The organism is Burkholderia sp. LFS061, from assembly GCF_047978125.1.
In the GTDB taxonomy this organism is placed as follows: domain Bacteria; phylum Pseudomonadota; class Gammaproteobacteria; order Burkholderiales; family Burkholderiaceae; genus Burkholderia; species Burkholderia pyrrocinia_C.
Genome location: NZ_JBFPFS010000024.1, coordinates 12147 through 33580 on the forward strand (window position 1 = coordinate 12147; position 21434 = coordinate 33580).

Consider the following 21434-nt stretch of genomic DNA (forward strand, 5'->3'; position numbering starts at 1 on the left):
CATGACGGGCGGAGCGGCATCCGTGCATGCCGCCCCGCCCGTCAGAAGTAATGCAGCGTGATGAATTCCGCCGCGCAAACAAGCAACGGGGCGTCGGGACGCTCGGCCTGGATCGACACCGACCATGTCACCTGCACGCCGCCCCGCGCGACCTCGGCGGTTTCCTTCACCGCGAACAGCGCGCGCACGCGCACACCGACCGGCACCGGCTTCAGGAACCGCACGCGGTTCAGTCCGTAGTTCACGCCCATCTTCTGCTCGAAGCGCATCGCATCGGTCATCAACGCGGGAATCAGCGACAGCGTCAGGAACCCGTGCGCGATCGGCCCGCCGAACGGCGACTCGCGCCGCGCGCGTTCGGGATCGACGTGAATCCATTGATGATCGCCGGTCGCGTCGGCGAAGCCGTCGACGCGATGCTGGTCGATCGCGATCCAGCCGCTCGCGAGCGGCTCTGCGCCGACACGTGCCTGCAACGCCTGCGCCGACGCGATCAACGGCAATGTCACGTCGGTCATGCGTTCGTGCCTCGCGGATCGCGCAATCCGAAAATCACCTTGCTATGCACGGTGATCACCGTCTCGCCGCTACCGTTGATGCCGATCCACTCCGTCGACACGATGCCGCGATCGGGCTTGCTCTCCGAGACGCGCTTGCCGTGGATCTTCTGGTGCATCGTGATCGTGTCGCCGGCGCGCACCGGCTTCAGCCAGCGGATCGAGTCGATGCCGGGCGAGCCCATGCTGGTCGAGTCCGGCCCGAGCTTCTTGATGAGCAGGCTCATGAACACCGAGCACGTGTGCCAGCCGCTCGCGACCAGTCCGCCGAACGGCGACGCCTTCGCGGCCTCCTCGTCGAGGTGGAACGGCTGCGGGTCGTAGCGCTGCGCGAACACCTTGATGTCGTCGGGCTCGAACGTGTAGCTGCCCACTTCGATGGTGCTGCCGACCACCAGATCTTCGTAACTGATACCCACTGTGTGTCCCCTTGTCTGACGCGCTCGCGCGTCGCCGTCATGCCGCGTCGGCCTGCACGAAATCGGGCAGCGCCGCGATGCGGGCAAGATGATGATCGGTGTCGCCGAGCGTCGTCTCGATGATCGACAGCCGCTTGAACAGATGTGCGGCGGCAACCTCGTTGGTCACGCCCATCCCGCCGTGCAACTGGACGGCCTGCTGGCCGACGAAGCGCGCGGCCGCGCCGACGCGCGCCTTCGCGGCCGACACGGCCTTGCGTCGCGCATCGGCATCGCCGCCCGCATAGCGCACCGCTGCCAGGTAGGTCAGCGAACGCGCCTGCTCGGCATGGATCAGCATCTCGACCATCCGGTGCTGCAGTGCCTGGAAACGCGCAATCGGCACGCCGAACTGCTCGCGCGTTTTCGTGTATTCGACCGTCGCGCGATTCAGTTCGTCAAGCGCGCCGACCGCCTCCGCGCACAGCAGGAACGTCGCGTAATCGGCAATCTGCTCGAGCGCCGCCGCGTCGCGTGCGCCGCCCGTCAGCAGTCGGGCCGGCGTTTCGTTGAACTCGATCGTTGCCGCACGCTGGCCGTCGATGGTCCGGTAGTCGACCACCGTCGCGTTCGCCGCATCGCGTTCGACGACAAAGAGGCCGATGCCGCCGTCGTCGACGCGCGCAGGCACGATCCACGCGTGCGCCTGCGCACCATGCTGAACGACCGACTTGGTGCCGGTCAGCCGATGCGTGCCGCCCTGCTCGCGTGCGTGCGTGTCGAGCTCGAACAGGTCATAGCGCGCATGCGGTTCGTGGAATGCGACCGCCAGCCTCTTCTGCCCCTGCGCAACCGCCTCCAGCAGTGCGGCATCGTCGCCTGCGCCGGAGCCGGCGATGCGCAATGCCTCGACGCCGACCGCCGTTGCCCAGTACGGCTCGATCACGAGCGCGCGGCCGAGCTCCTGCATCGCAACCAGCATGTCGACCGGGCTGCCGCCGAATCCGCCCTGCGCGTCCGGCACGGGCAGCGCGGTCAGCCCCAGTTCGGCGAACGCGCTCCATTGCGTGTCCGACACGCCCGTGTCGCTGCGCACGATCGCCTGGCGCGCATCGAAGCCGTATTGCTCGCCGAGATAACGGTGCAGCGCGTCGGCGAACTGCTGCTGCTCATCGGTAAAGCTGAAATCCATGGTTGTCTCCGCTCCCGTCCCTGTTCACAGACCCAGAATCATCTGCGCGATGATGTTTTTCTGGATCTCGTTCGAACCGCCGTAGATCGACGTCTTCCGGTAATTGAAGTAGTACGCGGCGAGCGGCGCCGCATCGTCGTCGCCCGCGATGCTGTGCTCGCGTTCGCCATTGAGGAACGGCACGTCGAACGGTGCGGCGAGCGGGCCGATCGCGTCGAACATCAGCTCGGTGAGCGCCTGCTGCACTTCGGTACCCTTGATCTTCAGCATCGACGCCTCGGGGCCCGGCCCCTTGCCGCTCGTCTCGCGGCTGACGACGCGCAGCACCGTCACCTCGAGCGCCATCAGCTCGACTTCGAGCGCCGCGACCTTCGCGGCGAACACGGGGTCGGCAAGCAACGGCTTGCCGTTCTTGCGCTGGTTCGACGCCACGCGCTTCAGGAACGCGAGTTCGCGCTTCGACGCGCCGACACGCGCGATGCCGGTGCGCTCATGGCCAAGCAGGTATTTTGCGTAGGTCCAGCCGCTGTTTTCGTCGCCGACGAGATTCTCGACCGGCACCTTCACGTCCTCGAAGAACACCTCGTTGACCTCGTGGTCTTCGTCGAGCGTGATGATCGGACGCACCGTAATGCCGGGCGTCTTCATGTCGATCAGCAGGAACGAGATGCCCTCCTGTTTCTTCGCGGTCGGATCGGTGCGCACGAGGCAGAACATCATGTCCGCGTACTGGCCGAGCGTCGTCCAGGTCTTCTGGCCGTTGACGACGTAGTGGTCGCCCTGACGCTCGGCGCGCGTGCGCAACGACGCGAGGTCGGACCCGGAACCCGGCTCCGAGTAGCCCTGGCACCACCAGTCGGAGCCGTCGAGAATGCGCGGCAGATAATGGCGTTTCTGCGCTTCGCTGCCGTATTTCATCAGCACCGGCGCAACCATCGACACGCCGAACGGCAGCACGATCGGCGCGCCGATCCGCGCGCATTCCTCGTCCCAGATGTGCCGTTGCGTCGCGTTCCAGCCCGGGCCGCCGTATTCGGCCGGCCACGCAGGCGCGGACCAGCCGCGCTGGCCGAGAATCCGGTGCCAGCTCGCGAAATCCTCGCGGTCGAGTCGTTTGTGATCGAGTACTTTGGCGCGCAGTGCGTGAGGCAGATTGGCCTCGAGCCAGGCGCAGACGTCGACGCGGAACGCGTCGTCGGCGGGGGAATAATCCAGATCCATGCGCAGTGTCTCCTGTCGACCAGAGTTAGCGCTTTAGCGCTTACTCTGGTCCCATGCTTCGCGGTCGACCAGAGTTAGTGCTTTAGCGCTTACTCAGGCTCCATGCAAGGCTCGCCGCGCCCGTCCGGCCCGGCAAGGACCCACTGCGTACGTCATTGCAGCGGTTCTTTCAGCGCGGCAGGAATCGGTAGCGGCATCACGTCGATGCCTTCTTCGGCCAGGGATTGCGCATCTTCCGGCGTCGTGACGCCACGGATGCTGCGTGCCGGCGCCTCGTTGTAATGGATGCGCCGCGCTTCCTCGGCGAAGCGTTCGCCCACGTTCTCGGTCTTCTCCAGCACCTCGCGCAACGCGCGCATCACCTGCGCCTGCAGCGCACGCGGATCGGCCGGCTGGGCCTGCGTCGCGCCCGACAGATTCAGGCGCGGCGCCGACGGCAGACGGTTGACCTCGGTCGTCCCGCACACCGGACATTCGACCAGCTTGCGGGACAACTGCGCTTCGAATTCATCGGCGGAAGCGAACCAGCCTTCGAACCGATGACCGTGCGGGCACTGTAAATCGAGGACCTTCATGCTGAATCAGGGCGTGTGACAAGTGTAGCGCAAAAAGCGGTTTTGTGAACGATCGTGCTAAATCCCGATCGCGCGACGCGAAAACGCCGCGTAATCGGATTGTAACGCGGCGCCCCACTCGCCGCCGACGCCGCGTTCAGGGCGTCAGGACCGGCCCGAGCGGCCAGGTGCCGGACAGCACCTTGTCGAGCCACATCGTGCCGATGATCGTCTTCACGTCAGTGATCTGCCCGGTGCGCACCCATTCCTGCAGGTCGGCTTGCGTGGCGGTGAAGGTTTCGAGGAATTCGCCTTCGTCGAGCTTGCGCTCGCCGGCCGTCAGCCCGCGCGCGAGATACAGGTCGATGAATTCGGTCGAATAGGAGATGATCGGGTGAATGCGGGCCAGAAACACGTATTCGCGCGCCGTATACCCCGTTTCCTCGCGCAGTTCGCGCACCGCGCACGCAAGCGCGCCTTCGTCCGGATCGAGCTTGCCGGCCGGGAATTCGGCCATCACCTTGCCGATCGGGTAGCGATACTGGCTTTCCATCAGCACGCGGCCGTCGTCGAACAGCGGGATCACCATTACCGCGCCCGGGTGCTGGACGTATTCGCGCGTGGCCTTCTTGCCGTCCGGCAAACGGACGGTATCGCGCTTGAGCTTGAGGAACGAGCCGTCGAAGATCGCCTCGCTTTCGAGGCAGGTTTCGGTCAGTGCGGCGTCGTGATTGGGTAGTTCGGCCATCGGCGGCTCCAAGATTGAGCGCGACGGACGGCCGGAGCCGTCAGCGTCGTTTGACGAGATACTGGAACGTGAAGCCGGGAAACGCGAACACGATGAAGAGACTGAACGTGATCGCGTAAAACTGCCAGCCCTGTTCGAAGCGGTTGCCGGCGCGCGACTCGAGCCAGAAGCCGAGCGCGCCGACCACGAAGTACAGCACGATCAGCTCGCCGATCCGCACCCACGCACTCTTCTTCGCCGCGCCGAACGGCACGACGGCGAAGAGGCGTTGGTTCAGGAACGGCAGGTTGGCGCACACGAGCGCCAACAGCACGATAAACCAGCCGGCTGCCGACATTACAGCGGCAGCGTGTGACGAATCGCCTGCAGGCAGGCCGTCAGCAGCGGGCTCGGGATCAGGCCGAGCACGACGACCGCGAGGCCGTTCAGCACGAGGATCGTGCGCTTGCAGATATCGCCCGAGATCGGCGTCGAATCCTGCGGCGCATCGAAGTACATCAGCTTCACGATGCGCAGGTAGTAGAACGCGCCGAACAGCGACGTGATCACGGCCAGCACGGCCAGCCACGTAAGGCCCGCGTTGACGGTTGCCTCGAGCACGGCGAGCTTCGCGTAGAAACCGACGGTCGGCGGGATGCCTGCCAGCGAGAACATCATGACCATCATCACGAACGCGAACACCGGGCTGCGCTTGTTGAGGCCCTTGAAGTCGTCGATCGTTTCCGCTTCGAAATCGCGGCGCGCGAGCAGCATCACCACGCCGAACGAGCCGAGCGTCGTAATCAGGTAGACGATCGCGTAGAACATCGCCGAGCTGTATGCGTTCGCCGGTGCCGCCGCGTCACCCTTCACGATGCCCGCGAGCAGGCCGAGCAGCACGAAGCCCATGTTCGAGATCGCCGAGTAGGCCAGCATCCGCTTGATGTTGCGCTGGACGATACCCGTGATGTTGCCGACGATCAGCGACAGCGCGGCGAGGATCACAAGCGCGGTCTGCCAGTTCTGCGCGAGCGGCAGCAGGCCCATCACCAGGAACCGCAGGCCCCACGCGAACGCGGCAACCTTCGGGCCGCCGCCGACGAACAGCGTCATCGCGGTCGGTGCGCCCTGGTAGACGTCCGGCACCCACATGTGGAACGGCACGGCGCCGAGCTTGAACGCGATACCGGCGACGATGAAGACCACGCCGAACATCAGCACGGCTGCGTCGGTGTTGCCGCCGACCGCCTTGTACACCTCGCCCAGCTCGAGCGAGCCGGTCGCACCGTAGAGCATCGAGATGCCGTACAGCACGAAGCCCGACGCAAGCGCGCCCAGCACGTAGTACTTCATCGCGGCTTCGCTCGACTGCGGGGCATCGCGGCGCAGCGCGATGACCGCGTACAGCGACAGCGACATCAGTTCGAGACCGAGGTACAGCGTCAGGAAGTTGTTGCCCGACACCATGACCAGCTGGCCGAGCAGCGAGAACATGCCGAGCAGGAACACGTCGCCGCGGAACATGTCGCGATCTTCGAGGTACTTGCGCGAATAGACGAGCGAGACCGCGAAACCGAACGACACGACGGCCTTCATCATGCTCGCGAACGAGTCGACGACGACCATCTTCGAGAAGAAGTAGTACTGCTGCGGGTCGAGCGCCTGCACCGCAAACCACACGCCGGCAACGACCGACGATACGACCGCGATCAGATAGGTTAGCCGGCGGCCGGAAGCACCGGTAAAGGTGTCGTTCAGCCATGCGACGACGATGGCGGCCATCACCAGCGCGTCAGGCAACAGGACATTCATAGGAGCGTTTTGCATGATCTTGATTTCCTCCGCTCGCGATTACTGGGCCAGCGGCAGCTTGGACTGCGCGACGTGGGAGAGGAGGTTTTCGACGGAAACGTGCATCACGTCGGTAAAGGGCTTCGGATACAGGCCCATCAGCATCGTGAACGCGGCCAGCACGGCCAGCATCAGGAATTCGCGACGGCCGATGTCCTTCAGCTTGGCGACGTGATCGTTCGCCACCGCGCCGAAGTACACGCGCTTGTACATCCACAGCGTGTATGCGGCACCGAGGATCAGCGTGAATGCCGCGCCGAACGCGATCCAGAAGTTGTACTGGACGGCCGCGAGAATCACCATGAACTCGCCGACGAAACCCGACGTACCCGGCAGGCCGCAGTTGGCCATCGAGAACAGCATCGCGAACGCCGCGAACTTCGGCATCACGTTGACGACGCCGCCGTAGTCGGCGATCTGGCGCGAGTGCACACGGTCGTACAGCACGCCGATGCAGAGGAACATCGCACCCGACACGAAGCCGTGCGAGATCATCTGGACGATCGCGCCTTCGACGCCGAGCTGGTTGAAGATGAAGAAGCCGAGCGTGACGAAGCCCATGTGCGCGATCGACGAATACGCGACCAGCTTCTTCATGTCGGCCTGCACCATCGCGACGAGGCCGATGTAAATCACTGCGATCAGCGACAGCGTGATCACGACAGGTGCCAGGAAGTGGCTCGCGTCGGGCGTGATCGGCAGCGAGAAGCGCAGGAAACCGTACGCGCCGAGCTTCAGCATGATCGCGGCCAGCACGACCGAACCGCCCGTCGGCGCTTCCACGTGCGCGTCCGGCAGCCAGGTGTGCACCGGCCACATCGGCACCTTCACCGCGAACGCAAGGAAGAATGCGATGAACAGCAGTATCTGTGGCGTCATCGCGATCTTCGCGTTCTGCCACGTCGCGAGGTCGAACGAGTGCGTTTCCGTGTACAGGTAGATCAGCGCGACCAGCATCAGCAGCGAGCCGGCAAGCGTGTACAGGAAGAACTTGAACGCCGCATACACGCGGTTCGGGCCGCCCCACACGCCGATGATGATGTACATCGGGATCAGGGTCGCCTCGAAGAACACGTAGAACAGCAGGCCATCGGCCGCCGAGAACACGCCGATCATGATCCCGGACAGGATCAGGAAGGCCGCGAGGTACTGCGCGACGTTCTCGGTGATCACTTCCCACGCGGCGATCACGACGATCACCGTGATCAGCGCGGTCAGCACGACGAACCACATCGAGATGCCGTCGACGCCGAGGTGATACGCAATGTTGAAGCGTTCGATCCAGGTCGACTTCTCGACGAACTGCAGCGCAGCCGTGCTCGAGTCGAAGCCCGTGATCAGCGGAATCGTGACCGCGAGGCCGAGCAGCGAGCCGATCAGCGCGACCCAGCGGGCCGTCCCCGGATTTTTGTCGTTACCCACCGCGAGCACGAGGAGGCCGAAAACGATCGGCAGCCAGATCGCGGTACTGAGAATCGGAAAAGCGTGCATTGTTCTTGTCCCCTCGCCTTATTTGCCGCCGAGCGTTACAAACAGGGTCAAGAGCCCCAGCATGCCGATGATCATGGCGAACGCGTAGTGATAGATGTAACCGGATTGGAGGAAGCGGATCACGCCGGCGAACCAGCCGATGAACCGGGCGCTGCCGTTGACGAGGCCGTCGATCACCACGACATCGCCCTCTTTCCACAGGCCGCGGCCGATCGCGACCGAGCCCTTGGCAAACACCACCTCGTTGATCTTGTCCATGTAGTACTTGTTGTCGAGCAGCGTGTAGATCGGGCCGAACGCGCGGCGGATCACGGCAGGCAGCTCAGGACGCTTCAGGTACAGGAACCATGCGACCACGACGCCGGCGATCGCGAGCCACAACGGCAGCGTCGTCAGCGAGTGCAGGCCCATCGCGGCCCAGCCGTGGAATTCCTTGCCCAGCTCTTCGAGGCCCGGGTGGTTTTCGCCGATGAAGATCACCTTGTCGAATGCCACGCCATGTTCGAAGAAGCTGCCGTACAGCATCGGGCCGATCGCGATCGCACCGACGATCACCGACGGAATCGCCAGCAGCACGAGCGGCAGCCACACGACCCACGGGGTCTCGTGCGGTTCGTGCGCGTGGTCGTCGTGACCGTGCGCGGCCGCCATGCCCATCGGCGATTCAGGATGCTTCGGGTTGCGGAAGCGCTCTTCGCCGTGGAACACGAGGAAGTACATGCGGAACGAGTACAGCGCCGTCACGAACACGCTTGCGACCACCGCGAAGTACGCGAAGCCCGAACCCGCGAGATGCGATTCCTTCACGGCCTCGATGATCGAATCCTTCGAGTAGAAGCCCGAGAAGAACGGCGTGCCGATCAGTGCGAGCGAGCCGATCAGCGACGTGATCCACGTGATCGGCATGTACTTGCGCAGGCCGCCCATGTTGCGGATGTCCTGGTCGTGATGCATGCCGATGATCACCGAGCCCGCGCCGAGGAACAGCAGCGCCTTGAAGAACGCGTGCGTCATCAGGTGGAACAGCGCGACCGGGTACGCGGACACGCCGAGCGCGACCGTCATGTAGCCGAGCTGCGACAGCGTCGAATACGCGACCACGCGCTTGATGTCGTTCTGGATGATGCCGAGGAAGCCCATGAACAGCGCGGTGATCGCGCCGATCACCGTAACGAACGACAGCGCGGTGTCCGACAGCTCGAACAGCGGCGACATGCGCGACACCATGAAGATGCCGGCCGTCACCATCGTCGCCGCGTGAATCAGCGCCGAGATCGGGGTCGGGCCTTCCATCGAGTCCGGCAGCCACACGTGCAGCGGGAACTGCGCCGATTTACCCATCGCGCCGATGAACAGGCAGATACAGGCGACGGTCAGCAGACCCCAGTCGGTGCCCGGGAAGTGCAGGCTCGCGAGCTCCGCGCGCTTCGCGAACACTTCGCCGTAGTTCATCGAGCCGGCGAATGCGAGCAACAGGCCGATACCGAGCAGGAAGCCGAAGTCGCCCACGCGGTTCACGAGGAACGCCTTCATGTTCGCGTAGATCGCGCTCTCACGCGTGAAGTAGAAGCCGATCAGCAGGTACGACACCAGACCCACCGCTTCCCAGCCGAAGAACAGCTGCAGGAAGTTGTTGCTCATCACGAGCATCAGCATCGAGAACGTGAACAGCGAGATGTACGAGAAGAAGCGCTGGTAGCCGTCTTCTTCCGACATGTAGCCGATCGTGTAGATGTGCACCATCAGCGACACGAAGGTCACGACGACCATCATCATCGCGGTCATCGAATCGACCAGGAAGCCGACTTCGAGCTTCAGCGAGCCGACCCGCATCCATTCGTAGATGGTCGCGTTGAAGCTCGCGCCGCCCATCACGTCGACGAAGACTTTCGCCGACAGGAGGAACGCGATCATCACGCCGAGGATCGTGATCCGGTGTGCGCCCTTGCGCCCGACTGCGTTCCCGAACAGCCCCGCAATCAGCGAGCCGGCCAGCGGAGCGAGCGGAATCGCCAGCAGCAGGTTTTCATTGAGTGTCGTTGACATAACAGCGTTGCCTGAAATTAACCTTTGAGCTGATCGAGATCCTCGACATTGATCGTGTCGAGCTTACGGAACAGGGTCACCAGAATCGCGAGGCCGATCGCGGCTTCCGCTGCGGCGACCGTCAGCACGAAGAACACGAAGATCTGGCCGTGCACATCGCCGAGGTAGTGCGAGAACGCGACGAAGTTGGTATTCACCGCCAGCAGCATCAGTTCGATCGCCATCAGGATGATGATGATGTTGCGGCGGTTCAGGAAGATCCCGACGATCGCGATCGCAAACAGGATCGCGCCGAGCACGAGGTAGTGAGCAAGAGTCAACATGGTTTTCTTTCCTCCGCTTAGCCGTTGGTGCTCGTACCGGCTTCGCTTTGCGCCGTTTCCGGCTCCGGCTTGTCCGCTTCCATCTTCACGAGGCGCACGCGGTCGTTGCGACGCACCTTGACCTGATCCGACACGCGCTGGCGCTTGCTGTCCTTGCCCTTGCGCTCGGTCAGCCCGATCGCGGCAATGATCGCGACCAGCAGCACGAGGCCGGCGATTTCAAACGCGAAGATGTAGTCGGTGTAGATCACCTTGCCGATCAGTCGCGTGTTCGACCAGTTGGCCATCTCGCCCGTCGCCATCGCGTGTACCGTATGCGTGTCGCCGTAGCCGCGCCACAGGATCAGCGCGGTCTCGATCACGATGATCGCGCCGACCACGGTCGCCATCGGTACGAAGCGCTTGAAGTCGCGGCGCAGGTAGTCGATGTTGATGTCCAGCATCATCACGACGAACAGGAACAGCACCATCACGGCGCCCACGTAGACCAGCACCAGCAGGATCGCGAGGAACTCCGCTTCCAGCAGCATCCAGATCGCGGCGGCGTTGAAGAACGCCAGCACAAGGAAAAGCGCAGACGCCACCGGGTTGCGCGAAGTGATCACCTTCAGCCCTGATACCACCAGGAGCAGCGCGAAGATGTAGAACAGTACGGTCGTGAATTCCATGATTACCGGTTCATCGTTAGGCCATAGTCAGGCGCGGCTTGCGGGACGCCCGCACCCGTCGCGGCGGCTCGGCCCGTGCTGCGGGCCGGCACTGCAAACACAATCAACGATACGGCGCGTCGGCGGCCTTCGCCTCAGCGATGTCCCTCTCGTAGCGATCGCCCACCGCGAGCAGCATTTCCTTCGTGAAATACAGGTCGCCGCGCTTCTCGCCGTGGTACTCGAGAATCTGCGTCTCGACGATCGAATCGACCGGGCAGCTCTCTTCGCAGAAACCGCAGAAGATGCACTTCGTCAGGTCGATGTCGTAGCGCGTCGTGCGGCGCGTGTTGTCCGCGCGCGTTTCCGATTCGATCGTGATCGCCAAGGCGGGGCACACGGCCTCGCACAGCTTGCACGCGATGCAGCGCTCTTCGCCGTTCTCGTAGCGGCGCAGTGCATGCAGCCCGCGAAAACGCGGCGAGATCGGGGTCTTCTCTTCCGGGAACTGCACGGTGAACTTGCGCTTGAACGTGTAACGACCAGTCAGCGCGAGCCCCTTCAGCAGCTCAGTCAGGAAGAAGGTCTTAAAGAAGTGTTGGATTGCCGTCATGATTTCGTCCGATTACTTCACCCAGATGTTGAGCGGCGACATCATCCAGAAGCCGACCACGACCACCCAGATCACCGTGACGGGCAGGAACACCTTCCAGCCCAGACGCATGATCTGGTCGTAACGGTAGCGCGGGAACGTCGCGCGAACCCAGATGAACACCGACAGCAGTGCGAAGACCTTCAGCACCAGCCAGAAGATGCCAGGAATGAACGACAGGAACTCGAACGGTGCATCCCAGCCGCCGAGGAACAGCGTCGCAGCCAGCGCCGAGATCACGATCATGTTGATGTACTCGGCGAGGAAGAACAGCGCGAACGCCATGCCCGAGTAATCGATCATGTGACCGGCAACGATTTCCGATTCACCTTCCACCACGTCGAACGGGTGACGGTTCGTTTCGGCGATGCCCGAGATGAAGTAGACGACGAACGCCGGCAGGAGCGGCAGCCAGTTCCACGACAGGAAGTTCACGCCGTGGCCCGCGAAGAAGCCGTGCTGTTGCGAACCGACGATTTCCGACATGTTCAGGCTGCCGGCCGTCATCAGCACGAGCACCAGCGCGAAGCCCATCGAGATTTCGTACGAGACCATCTGCGCCGCGGCGCGCATCGCGCCGAGGAATGCGTACTTGGAGTTCGACGCCCAGCCCGCGAGAATCACCGCGTACACGCCGATCGACGAGATCGCCATCGCGTACAGCAGGCCCGCGTTGATGTTCGCGAGCACGGCCTGAGCCTGGAACGGGATCACGGCCCACACGGCGAATGCCGGCACGACGGTCATGACCGGCGCGATCAGGTACAGCCAGCGGCTGGCGGCGCTCGGCTGAATGACTTCCTTCAGCAGCAGCTTCAGCACGTCGGCGATCGGCTGCAGCAGGCCGCCGGGGCCGACGCGGTTCGGGCCGAGACGCACGTGCATCCAGCCGATCAGCTTGCGTTCCCACAGAATCAGGTACGCGACGCACAGCAGGATGACGACGGAGACGACGAGGATGCGCACGATTGCCCACACCGTCGGCCACGCGAAGCCGAGAAGCTGGGCTCCGCCCGCGTTGATCGTATCGAACAAGCTCATTTACGCCTTCTCCACCACCAGTTCACCGGACAGGCTGCCGAGCGCTGCGCCGGCAGGCGTCGCCGCCGACACGCGAACGACCGTCTCCGCAAGATTCGCGTCGCGCACGGCCGGCAACTGCACCGCACGCTCGCCCTGGCGCACGCGCACGGCGTCGCCTTCCTTCAAGCCCAGCTTGTCGAACAGCGCGGCCGGCAGGGCTGCGGCATTCGCCGCCTTCGCGGCGGCCGTCAGGTGCAGTGCACCTGCGCGGCGCACGAGCGCGTCGGCGTGATAGATCGGCACATCGGCCAGGCGCTCGAAGCCGCCGTTCGCGGCATTCGCCGCGACGCGTGCCGGCGCGACCGACGTCTGGTTCGACAGACGGCCCGCGACGCCTTCATCGCCGAGCGCCGCGAGACGCACTTCTTCCGCCGTCTCGTATTCGAAGTTCGGCAGGCCGAGCAGGCTGCCGAGCACGCGCAGCACCTTCCAGGCCGGACGCGTATCGCCGAGCGGGCGCACGACGCCGTTGAAGCTCTGCACGGTGCCTTCCGCGTTGACGAACGTGCCTGCCGTTTCCGTGAACGGCGCAACCGGCAGCAGCACGTCGGCGTAGTCGAGGCCGTGCTTGAACGGCGACATCACGACGACCATCTCCGCCTGGTTCAGCGCGGCAAGCGCCTGCGCCGGGTCGGCGGTGTCGAATTCCGGTTCGACGTTCAGCAGCACGTAGCCCTTGCGCGGCTGCGCGAACGCTTCGCGTGCATTCAGGCCGCCTTCGCCCGGCAGCGCGCCGACGACGTGCGCGCCGACCGTGTTCGCCGCTTCCGTCAGGAAGCCGAACGTGGCGCCGGTATTGTCGGCGATCCACTGGGCGACCGCGTGCAGCTTCGCGAATTCCGGATGGCGGACCGCGACGTTGCCGAGCAGCACCGCGCGGCGCTCGCCGTTCGCGAGCGACTGCGCGACCGCCTGGGCGGCCGGCGATGCGGTGACGCCGGCGAGCGTGTCGGGCAGCGCGACGCCGCGCAGTTGCGCGACGGCCGCGGCGATGCCGGCCAGCTCGTCGAGCCATGCCGACGGCGCGGCAACGATGCGCTGCGCGGTCGGGATCAGTGCGTCGTCACCCGTTGCGTGCAGGAAGTGCAGCTTCGCGCCGTTCTTCGCGGCCTGGCGCAGGCGGGCGGCGAACAGCGGGTGGTCGCGGCGCAGGAACGAACCGACGACGAACGCGGCGTCCACGTTCGACAGGTCGGCGATCGGCATGCCGAGCCACGGCGCGCCCTGGACCGGCGCCGAGAAATCCTGCTGACGCAGACGGAAATCGACGTTCGGCGTCTTCAGTTCGTGTGCGAGCTGCTTCACGAGGAACAGCTCTTCGGCGGTGCTGTGCGCGCTCGCGAGCATCGCCAGCGCGTTCGCGCCGTGATCCGCGGCGATGCCCTTCAGGCCCTTCGCGACATATTCGAGCGCGGTCTGCCAGTCCGTTTCGATCCACTGGCCACCCTGCTTCAGCATCGGCTTCGTCAGGCGCTCTTCGCTGTTGAGGCCTTCGTACGAGAAGCGGTCCTTGTCCGAGATCCAGCATTCGTTGATCGCTTCGTTCTCGAACGGCAGCACGCGCATCACGCGGTTGTTCTTCACCTGCACGACGAGGTTCGCGCCGACGGAATCGTGCGGGCTCACCGACTTGCGGCGCGACAGTTCCCACGTCCGGGCGCTGTAGCGGAACGGCTTGCTGGTCAGCGCGCCGACCGGGCACAGGTCGATCATGTTGCCCGACATCTCGGAGTCGACCGTCTTGCCGACGAACGTCGTGATTTCCGAATGCTCGCCGCGGCCCAGCATGCCGAACTCCATCACGCCGGCGATTTCCTGGCCGAAGCGGACGCAGCGCGTGCAGTGAATGCAGCGCGACATTTCTTCCATCGAGATCAGCGGGCCCACGTTCTTGTGGAACACCACGCGCTTTTCTTCCGAGTAGCGCGACGACGACTTGCCGTAGCCGACCGCCAGATCCTGCAGCTGGCATTCGCCGCCCTGATCGCAGATCGGGCAATCGAGCGGGTGATTGATGAGGAGGAATTCCATCACCGACTGCTGCGCCTTCACGGCCTTGTCGGACTGCGTGTGGACGATCATGCCGGCCGATACGGGAGTCGCGCAGGCAGGCACGGCCTTCGGCATCTTCTCGACTTCGACGAGACACATCCGGCAGTTGGCCGCTACCGACAGTTTCTTGTGATAGCAGAAGTGAGGAATGTACGTATCCGCCTTGTGCGCAGCCTGGATCACCATGCTGCCTTCGGGCACCTCGACCTTCTTGCCGTCTATTTCAAGTTCAACCATGATGGTGAATGGTCCTTAACCTATTTCCGCCCGTTCGCGCCTTCGCCCGACCGTGCGCTCAAATTCCGCAACCGGTTCGCTTCAGGCCGCAGCCGCGTGCGCGTGGCCGCCGACCATGCAGTGCTTGTGCTCGACGTGGTACGCGAATTCGTCCCAGTAGTGCTTGAGCATCCCGCGTACCGGCATCGCCGCCGCATCGCCGAGCGCACAGATCGTGCGGCCCATGATGTTCTCGGCAACCGAGTTCAGCAGGTCCAGATCTTCCTGGCGGCCTTCGCCGTGCTCGATACGGTTCACGACGCGATACAGCCAGCCGGTGCCTTCGCGGCACGGCGTGCACTGGCCGCACGATTCCTCGTAGTAGAAGTACGACAGGCGCAGCAGCGAGCGCACCATGCAACGCGTCTCGTCCATCACGATCACCGCGCCGGAGCCGAGCATCGAGCCCGCCTTCGCGATCGAATCGTAGTCGAGATCGGTCTGCATCATGATGTCGCCCGGGATCACCGGCGCCGACGAACCGCCCGGAATCACGGCCTTGATCTTCTTGCCGCCGCGCATTCCGCCGGCGAGCTCCATCAGCGTCGCGAACGGCGTGCCGAGCGGCACTTCGTAGTTGCCCGGACGCTCGACGTCGCCCGACACCGAGAAAATCTTCGTGCCGCCGTTGTTCGGCTTGCCGATCTCGAGATAATTCTGCGGCCCGATGGACAGCAGGAACGGCACCGCGGCGAACGTCTCGGTGTTGTTGATCGTGGTCGGCTTGCCGTACACGCCGAAGCTCGCCGGGAACGGCGGCTTGAAGCGCGGCTGGCCCTTCTTGCCTTCGAGCGACTCGAGCAGCGCCGTTTCCTCGCCGCAGATGTACGCGCCGTAACCGTGGTGCGCGTGCAGCTGGAACGAGAATTCGGAGCCCATGATGTGGTCGCCGAGGAAGCCTGCGGCGCGCGCTTCATCGAGCGCGGCCTCGAAGCGTCGATACACTTCGAAGATTTCGCCGTGGATGTAGTTGTAGCCGACGGTGATGCCCATCGCGTATGCGCCGATGGCCATGCCTTCGATCAACGCGTGCGGGTTCCAGCGCAGGATGTCGCGATCCTTGAACGTGCCCGGCTCGCCTTCGTCCGAGTTGCAGACGAGGTATTTCTGCCCCGGGAACTGGCGCGGCATGAAGCTCCACTTCAGGCCGGTCGGGAAGCCCGCACCGCCACGGCCGCGCAGGCCCGACGCCTTGACGTCGGCGATCACCTGCTCGGGCGGAATCTTTTCTTCGAGAATGCGGCGCAGCTGCTTGTAGCCGCCGCGCGCGACGTAGTCTTCGAGATGCCAGTTCTCGCCGTTCAGACCGGCGAGGATCAGCGGTTTGATGTGACGGTCGTGGAGGGACGTCATTTCGAGAGCTCCTCAAGCAGCTGGTCGATCTTCTCGCGGCTCATGAAGCTGCACATTCTGTGATTGTTCACCAGCAGCACCGGCGCATCGCCGCACGAGCCCATGCATTCGCCTTCCTTCAGCGTGAACTTGCCGTCGGGCGTGGTTTCGCCGAAGCCGATGCCCAGCTTCTGTTTCAGGTAGTCGGCAGTCGCTTCCGCGCCGCCGTGCGGGCCAAGCTGACACGGCAGGTTCGTGCAGAGCGTGATCTTGTGCTTGCCGACCGGGTTGAGCTCGTACATCGTGTAGAACGTCGCGACTTCCTGCACGGCGACGGCCGGCATGCCGAGATAGTCCGCAACGAACTGCATCAGTTCGGGCGACAGCCAGCCGTGCTCTTCCTGAGCAACGGCCAACGCCGACATCACGGCGGACTGTTTCTGATCGGCGGGATACTTCGTCAACGCTCGATCGATTTCCTTCAGGCCTTCAGCTGAGATCATTTTCAGACACGACTCTTTCAATTCCTACCGAACGAAGAACCTGCCGCACACTTGGGGTGCATGGACGGCAGACCTGGCGCTCACTCTGTTGACAGCTTGCGAAGTCGCGCCGGTTCAGCGCGCATCGCGTGTGACTTACCGCTCGCCGCCCGGAGCAAACGGGCGGCGCAACCATTAGCGATCGATCTCGCCGAACACGATGTCCTGCGTACCGATGATCGTGACGGCGTCGGCGATCATGTGACCGCGCGCCATTTCGTCGAGCGACGCCAGGTGCGCGAAACCCGGTGCGCGAATCTTGAGGCGATACGGCTTGTTGGCACCGTCCGACACGAGGTAGATGCCGAACTCGCCCTTCGGATGCTCGACCGCCGCGTACGCTTCGCCTTCCGGCACATGGAAACCTTCGGTGAAGAGCTTGAAGTGGTGAATCAAGTCTTCCATGTTGGTCTTCATGCCGACGCGCGACGGCGGTGCAACCTTGTGATTGTCCGTCATCACCGGGCCCGGATTCTTGCGGAGCCACTCAATACACTGTTTCGCGATGCGGATCGACTGGCGCATTTCTTCGACGCGCACCAGATAGCGGTCGTAGCAATCGCCGTTCACGCCGACCGGCACGTCGAAATCCATGCGATCGTACACTTCGTACGGCTGCTTCTTGCGCAGGTCCCACGCGATGCCCGAGCCGCGCAGCATCGGGCCCGTCATGCCCATCTGCAGCGCACGTTCGGGGCTGACCACGCCGATCCCGACCAGACGCTGCTTCCAGATCCGGTTGTCGGTGAGCAGCGTTTCGTATTCGTCGACGCACTTCGGGAAGCGCGTGAAGAAGTCGTCGATGAAGTCGAGCACCGAGCCGCTGCGCGCTTCGTTCATCTTCGCGAGCGCCTTCTCGTTGCGAATCTTCGACGCCTTGTATTGCGGCATTGCGTCAGGCAGGTCGCGGTAGACGCCGCCCGGACGATAATACGCCGCGTGCATCCGCGCGCCGGACACCGCTTCGTACACGTCCATCAGGTCTTCGCGTTCGCGGAATGCATACAGGAACACGGCCATCGCGCCGACGTCGAGTGCGTGCGCGCCGATCCACATCAGGTGGTTCAGCACGCGCGTGATCTCGTCGAACAGCACGCGGATGTACTGCGCGCGCTCCGGCACGTCGATGCCGAGCAGCTTTTCGATCGCGAGCACGTAGCCGTGCTCGTTGACCATCATCGACACGTAGTCGAGACGATCCATGTACGGCACGGACTGGATGAAGGTCTTGGATTCCGCGAGCTTTTCGGTCGCGCGGTGCAGCAGGCCGATGTGCGGATCGGCACGCTGGATGACTTCGCCGTCGAGCTCGAGCACGAGGCGCAGCACGCCGTGCGCTGCCGGGTGCTGCGGGCCGAAGTTGAGCGTGTAGTTCTTGATTTCTGCCATGACGCCCCCTTAATGTTTCAGACCGCCATAGCGATCCTCGCGGATCACGCGCGGCGTGATTTCGCGCGGCTCGATCGTCACCGGCTGGTACACGACCCGCTTCTCTTCCGGGTCGTAACGCATTTCGACATAACCCGACACCGGGAAGTCCTTGCGGAACGGGTGGCCGATGAAGCCGTAGTCGGTGAGGATGCGGCGCAGGTCGGGGTGGCCTTCGAACACGATGCCATACAGGTCGAACGCTTCACGCTCGTACCAGTTCGCGGAGGTCCAGATGTCGACCAGCGATGCCACGATCGGCAGGTCGTCGTCCGGCGCGAACGCGCGCAGGCGCAGGCGCCAGTTGTTCGTGACCGACAGCAGGTGCGACACGGCCGCGAAGCGCGGGCCGTCGTAGGCGCCGTCGCCGAAGGTCTGGTAGTCGACGCCGCAGAGATCGATCAGTTGCTCGAAACGGAGCTTCGGATCGTCGCGCAGCGTTTTTGCGACTTCGAGGTAATCGCTCGCCTTCACGACGAGCGTCAGTTCACCGATCGCTTCGGTGAGGCTCACCACGCGCGCGCCGAGCGCGGCTGCGAGGTTTGCCTTGAGGGTCTCGATTTTGCTTGCCATATTGAGGGGACGCTCGGGGCTTTATTGACGGGCGATGGTATTGGTGCGGCGGATCTTCGCCTGAAGCTGGATCACGCCGTAGACCAGCGCCTCGGCCGTGGGCGGGCAGCCCGGCACGTAGACGTCGACCGGCACGATCCGGTCGCAGCCGCGGACCACCGAGTACGAGTAGTGGTAGTAACCACCGCCGTTCGCGCACGACCCCATCGAGATCACCCAGCGCGGCTCGGCCATCTGGTCGTACACGCGGCGCAGCGCGGGCGCCATCTTGTTGCAGAGCGTGCCGGCAACGATCATCACGTCCGACTGACGCGGGCTCGGACGAAACACGACGCCGAACCGGTCCAGATCGTAACGGGCTGCGCCCGCATGCATCATCTCGACGGCGCAACACGCGAGCCCGAACGTCATCGGCCACAGCGAGCCGGTACGCGTCCAGTTGATCAGCTTGTCAGCCGTCGTGGTGACAAACCCTTCCTTCAAGACCCCTTCGATACTCATTTGCTTTCCACTCCAGACGAGCGACCGAGCGTGGCCGCCCATGCAAACCGGCGATTAACCCATCACTCCCAGTCGAGCCCGCCTTTCTTCCAGATATAGGCAAAGCCCAGCAGGAATTCGAGCAGAAAAATCATCATTGCGATGAAACCCGGCCAGCCGATGTCCCGGAGCGCGACGCCCCACGGAAACAGGAATGCGGTTTCGAGATCGAAGATGATGAACAGGATGGCGACGAGGTAATACCGGACGTCGAATTTCATCCGGGCGTCTTCAAAGGCTTCGAAGCCGCACTCGTATGGTGCGTTCTTCTCGACGTCCGGCTTGTTGGGACCCAGGAGCTTGCCGATGCTGACCAGCGCTATACCTAAACCAGTGCCCACGAGGAGGAACAACAAGACGGGGTAATAGGCTGCGAGGTTCAAGGCAATCCTCTATCGGTTGGTTCTGAGCGTCCGGAGAATACCACTTCCGGCGGAAGGAATCATTTCGGAGTGCAGGCGATCGCAAGACAACCGCAAGCACACCCCAGAAATGAAAAATGCCAGCCACTGGAAGCGGCTGGCATTGAGTAACTTTGGTGCCGACGGCGAGACTCGAACTCGCACAGCTTTCGCCACTACCCCCTCAAGATAGCGTGTCTACCAATTTCACCACGTCGGCACTGCATGCAACTCGGGTTGTGCTGCTTGTTTCCCGCGAATCGCTTCAAGACTTAAATTCTAACCTGACTTCTAGAATTGTTCAACGCACAAACGCAAAAAATTTAACTCTTTATTTCGGGACGTCCTGGCCCGGCGCGCTTGCAGCCGAACCCGCGGCAGCGGATGCCGCAACGGCCGGCGCCGACGCCGCAGGCGCCGATGCCGGCGCGGTCGCAGCCGCGCCGAGCACGCCTGCCGACGGCGTCGACTTGTACGAGCCGAGGTACGTCAGCGCGAGCGTCGCGATAAAAAAGATCGTCGCGAGAATGCCCGTCGTGCGCGACAGGAAGTTCGCCGAGCCCGTCGCACCGAACAGGCTGCCCGACGCGCCGCTGCCGAATGCAGCGCCCATGTCGGCACCCTTGCCGTGCTGCAGCAGCACGAGACCAATCACACCGAGTGCAGACAGCACCTGCACCACAATAATCAGCGTCTTGAATAACAGCATCACACCCACCCGATTGGATCGGGCGACCGGATCGACCGGCCGCCGTCATGGTTCAATTCGATCGCGGACCGCTCAACGCGCGGCCCGGCAGATCGCCAGGAAATCTTCCGCCTTCAGCGACGCGCCGCCGATCAGGCCGCCGTCGATGTCCGGCTGCGCGAACAGCTCTTCCGCGTTGTCCGGCTTCACGCTGCCGCCGTACAGCACGGATACGTCCGCCGCACCCTTTGCCGCGAGACGCGCACGCAGGAACGCGTGCACGTCCTGTGCCTGCGCCGACGTCGCGCTCTTGCCCGTGCCGATCGCCCAGACCGGCTCGTACGCGACGACGATGCGCGCAGCCTCGTCGGCCGTCAGCACGGCCAGCACCGCGTCGAGCTGCGCACCGACGACCTGCTCGGTCGCGCCCGACTCGCGCTCGTCGAGCGTCTCGCCGACGCACACGACCGGCGTGAGACCGGCCGCGAGCGCGCGCTGCGCCTTCGCCGCGACCGTCTCGTTGCGCTCGCCGTGATACGCGCGACGCTCCGAGTGGCCGACGATCGCATAGCGTGCGCCGAATTCCGCAACCATCGCGGCCGCCACTTCGCCGGTGAACGCACCCTGCTCGTGCGCGGACACGTCCTGTGCACCCCAGGCGACACGGCCGCCGTCGAGCTGCGCCTGAACCTGCGCGAGATAGGGGAACGGCACGCACACGCCGACCGACGTTTCGGCCGCCACCGCGCCCGCGCTCTGCACCACTTCGTTCAGCAACGCCTGGTTGCTGGCCAACCGGCCGTGCATCTTCCAGTTGCCGATCACCCGCTTAGTTCTCTGTTTCGACATCGTGTCTGTCT

The 21434-nt window shown here is 63.9% G+C and carries 23 protein-coding genes and 1 tRNA gene; all 24 read right to left on the reverse strand.

The features are described from left to right. Positions 1 to 41: 41 nt before the first annotated feature. Positions 42 to 518, reverse strand: a complete 477-nt coding sequence (locus ACNQQL_RS20950) for a MaoC family dehydratase (RefSeq protein WP_347065361.1) — start codon at positions 516 to 518, stop codon at positions 42 to 44. Continuing rightward, entirely contained in the window at positions 515 to 976 is a 462-nt protein-coding gene (locus ACNQQL_RS20955) for a MaoC family dehydratase (protein ID WP_347065363.1), read from the reverse strand. The genes ACNQQL_RS20950 and ACNQQL_RS20955 overlap by 4 nt, the downstream gene beginning before the upstream one ends. 37 nt (positions 977 to 1013) lie before the next feature. Next, positions 1014 to 2147: an acyl-CoA dehydrogenase family protein gene (locus ACNQQL_RS20960; protein ID WP_204423922.1), complete on the reverse strand. Its 1134-nt coding sequence runs from the start codon at positions 2145 to 2147 to the stop codon at positions 1014 to 1016. A gap of 24 nt (positions 2148 to 2171) precedes the next feature. Beyond that, positions 2172 to 3368 carry an acyl-CoA dehydrogenase family protein gene (locus ACNQQL_RS20965; protein WP_347065365.1) on the reverse strand — a complete coding sequence of 399 codons (1197 nt, stop codon included), beginning with the start codon at positions 3366 to 3368 and terminating at the stop codon, positions 2172 to 2174. A 152-nt stretch (positions 3369 to 3520) separates the two neighbouring features. Further along, the gene (locus ACNQQL_RS20970; protein ID WP_043188814.1) at positions 3521 to 3943 is read right to left on the reverse strand and encodes a DUF1178 family protein; all 423 of its coding nucleotides are present in this window, start codon (positions 3941 to 3943) and stop codon (positions 3521 to 3523) included. A 136-nt stretch (positions 3944 to 4079) separates the two neighbouring features. Beyond that, positions 4080 to 4670 carry an NUDIX domain-containing protein gene (locus ACNQQL_RS20975; protein ID WP_175749713.1) on the reverse strand — a complete coding sequence of 197 codons (591 nt, stop codon included), beginning with the start codon at positions 4668 to 4670 and terminating at the stop codon, positions 4080 to 4082. Between the two features lie 40 nt (positions 4671 to 4710). After that, positions 4711 to 5007 carry a DUF2818 family protein gene (locus ACNQQL_RS20980; RefSeq protein WP_034184896.1) on the reverse strand — a complete coding sequence of 99 codons (297 nt, stop codon included), beginning with the start codon at positions 5005 to 5007 and terminating at the stop codon, positions 4711 to 4713. Continuing rightward, positions 5007 to 6461 (reverse strand): NADH-quinone oxidoreductase subunit NuoN, encoded by a 1455-nt coding sequence (gene nuoN / locus ACNQQL_RS20985; RefSeq protein ID WP_072440687.1) that lies wholly within the window; start codon positions 6459 to 6461, stop codon positions 5007 to 5009. The genes ACNQQL_RS20980 and nuoN overlap by 1 nt, the downstream gene beginning before the upstream one ends. A gap of 39 nt (positions 6462 to 6500) precedes the next feature. Further along, positions 6501 to 7991, reverse strand: coding sequence for an NADH-quinone oxidoreductase subunit M (locus ACNQQL_RS20990; protein WP_347065369.1), 1491 nt, complete (start codon positions 7989 to 7991; stop codon positions 6501 to 6503). 18 nt (positions 7992 to 8009) lie between these two features. Further along, complete coding sequence (gene nuoL, locus ACNQQL_RS20995; protein WP_347065371.1) at positions 8010 to 10037, reverse strand: NADH-quinone oxidoreductase subunit L; 2028 nt, start codon at positions 10035 to 10037, stop codon at positions 8010 to 8012. A gap of 17 nt (positions 10038 to 10054) precedes the next feature. Continuing rightward, positions 10055 to 10360 (reverse strand): NADH-quinone oxidoreductase subunit NuoK, encoded by a 306-nt coding sequence (gene nuoK, locus ACNQQL_RS21000; protein ID WP_004185739.1) that lies wholly within the window; start codon positions 10358 to 10360, stop codon positions 10055 to 10057. Positions 10361 to 10377: 17 nt separating this feature from the next. Next, the gene (locus tag ACNQQL_RS21005) at positions 10378 to 11028 is read right to left on the reverse strand and encodes an NADH-quinone oxidoreductase subunit J (protein ID WP_034184892.1); all 651 of its coding nucleotides are present in this window, start codon (positions 11026 to 11028) and stop codon (positions 10378 to 10380) included. Between the two features lie 103 nt (positions 11029 to 11131). Next, positions 11132 to 11620, reverse strand: coding sequence for an NADH-quinone oxidoreductase subunit NuoI (gene nuoI / locus ACNQQL_RS21010; RefSeq protein WP_347065415.1), 489 nt, complete (start codon positions 11618 to 11620; stop codon positions 11132 to 11134). Positions 11621 to 11632: 12 nt separating this feature from the next. Continuing rightward, positions 11633 to 12700, reverse strand: coding sequence for an NADH-quinone oxidoreductase subunit NuoH (gene nuoH / locus ACNQQL_RS21015; protein WP_072440695.1), 1068 nt, complete (start codon positions 12698 to 12700; stop codon positions 11633 to 11635). Beyond that, positions 12701 to 15031 (reverse strand): NADH-quinone oxidoreductase subunit NuoG, encoded by a 2331-nt coding sequence (nuoG, locus tag ACNQQL_RS21020; protein WP_034184890.1) that lies wholly within the window; start codon positions 15029 to 15031, stop codon positions 12701 to 12703. An 81-nt stretch (positions 15032 to 15112) separates the two neighbouring features. After that, the gene (gene nuoF, locus ACNQQL_RS21025; protein ID WP_034184889.1) at positions 15113 to 16423 is read right to left on the reverse strand and encodes an NADH-quinone oxidoreductase subunit NuoF; all 1311 of its coding nucleotides are present in this window, start codon (positions 16421 to 16423) and stop codon (positions 15113 to 15115) included. After that, complete coding sequence (gene nuoE, locus ACNQQL_RS21030; protein ID WP_006756903.1) at positions 16420 to 16905, reverse strand: NADH-quinone oxidoreductase subunit NuoE; 486 nt, start codon at positions 16903 to 16905, stop codon at positions 16420 to 16422. The genes nuoF and nuoE overlap by 4 nt, the downstream gene beginning before the upstream one ends. 174 nt (positions 16906 to 17079) lie before the next feature. Next, entirely contained in the window at positions 17080 to 18333 is a 1254-nt protein-coding gene (locus ACNQQL_RS21035) for an NADH-quinone oxidoreductase subunit D (protein ID WP_111016514.1), read from the reverse strand. A 9-nt stretch (positions 18334 to 18342) separates the two neighbouring features. Continuing rightward, complete coding sequence (locus tag ACNQQL_RS21040; RefSeq protein ID WP_347065420.1) at positions 18343 to 18945, reverse strand: NADH-quinone oxidoreductase subunit C; 603 nt, start codon at positions 18943 to 18945, stop codon at positions 18343 to 18345. A gap of 21 nt (positions 18946 to 18966) precedes the next feature. Continuing rightward, complete coding sequence (locus tag ACNQQL_RS21045; protein WP_006398799.1) at positions 18967 to 19446, reverse strand: NuoB/complex I 20 kDa subunit family protein; 480 nt, start codon at positions 19444 to 19446, stop codon at positions 18967 to 18969. Positions 19447 to 19508: 62 nt separating this feature from the next. After that, on the reverse strand, positions 19509 to 19868 hold the full coding sequence (locus ACNQQL_RS21050; protein WP_006398798.1) for an NADH-quinone oxidoreductase subunit A: 360 nt from the start codon (positions 19866 to 19868) through the stop codon (positions 19509 to 19511). 153 nt (positions 19869 to 20021) lie between these two features. Beyond that, positions 20022 to 20106: transfer RNA gene (locus tag ACNQQL_RS21055), tRNA-Leu, on the reverse strand. Positions 20107 to 20217: 111 nt separating this feature from the next. After that, on the reverse strand, positions 20218 to 20595 hold the full coding sequence (gene secG, locus ACNQQL_RS21060) for a preprotein translocase subunit SecG (RefSeq protein WP_034184886.1): 378 nt from the start codon (positions 20593 to 20595) through the stop codon (positions 20218 to 20220). Between the two features lie 72 nt (positions 20596 to 20667). Continuing rightward, on the reverse strand, positions 20668 to 21423 hold the full coding sequence (gene tpiA / locus ACNQQL_RS21065) for a triose-phosphate isomerase (RefSeq protein WP_347065423.1): 756 nt from the start codon (positions 21421 to 21423) through the stop codon (positions 20668 to 20670). Positions 21424 to 21434 lie beyond the last annotated feature (11 nt).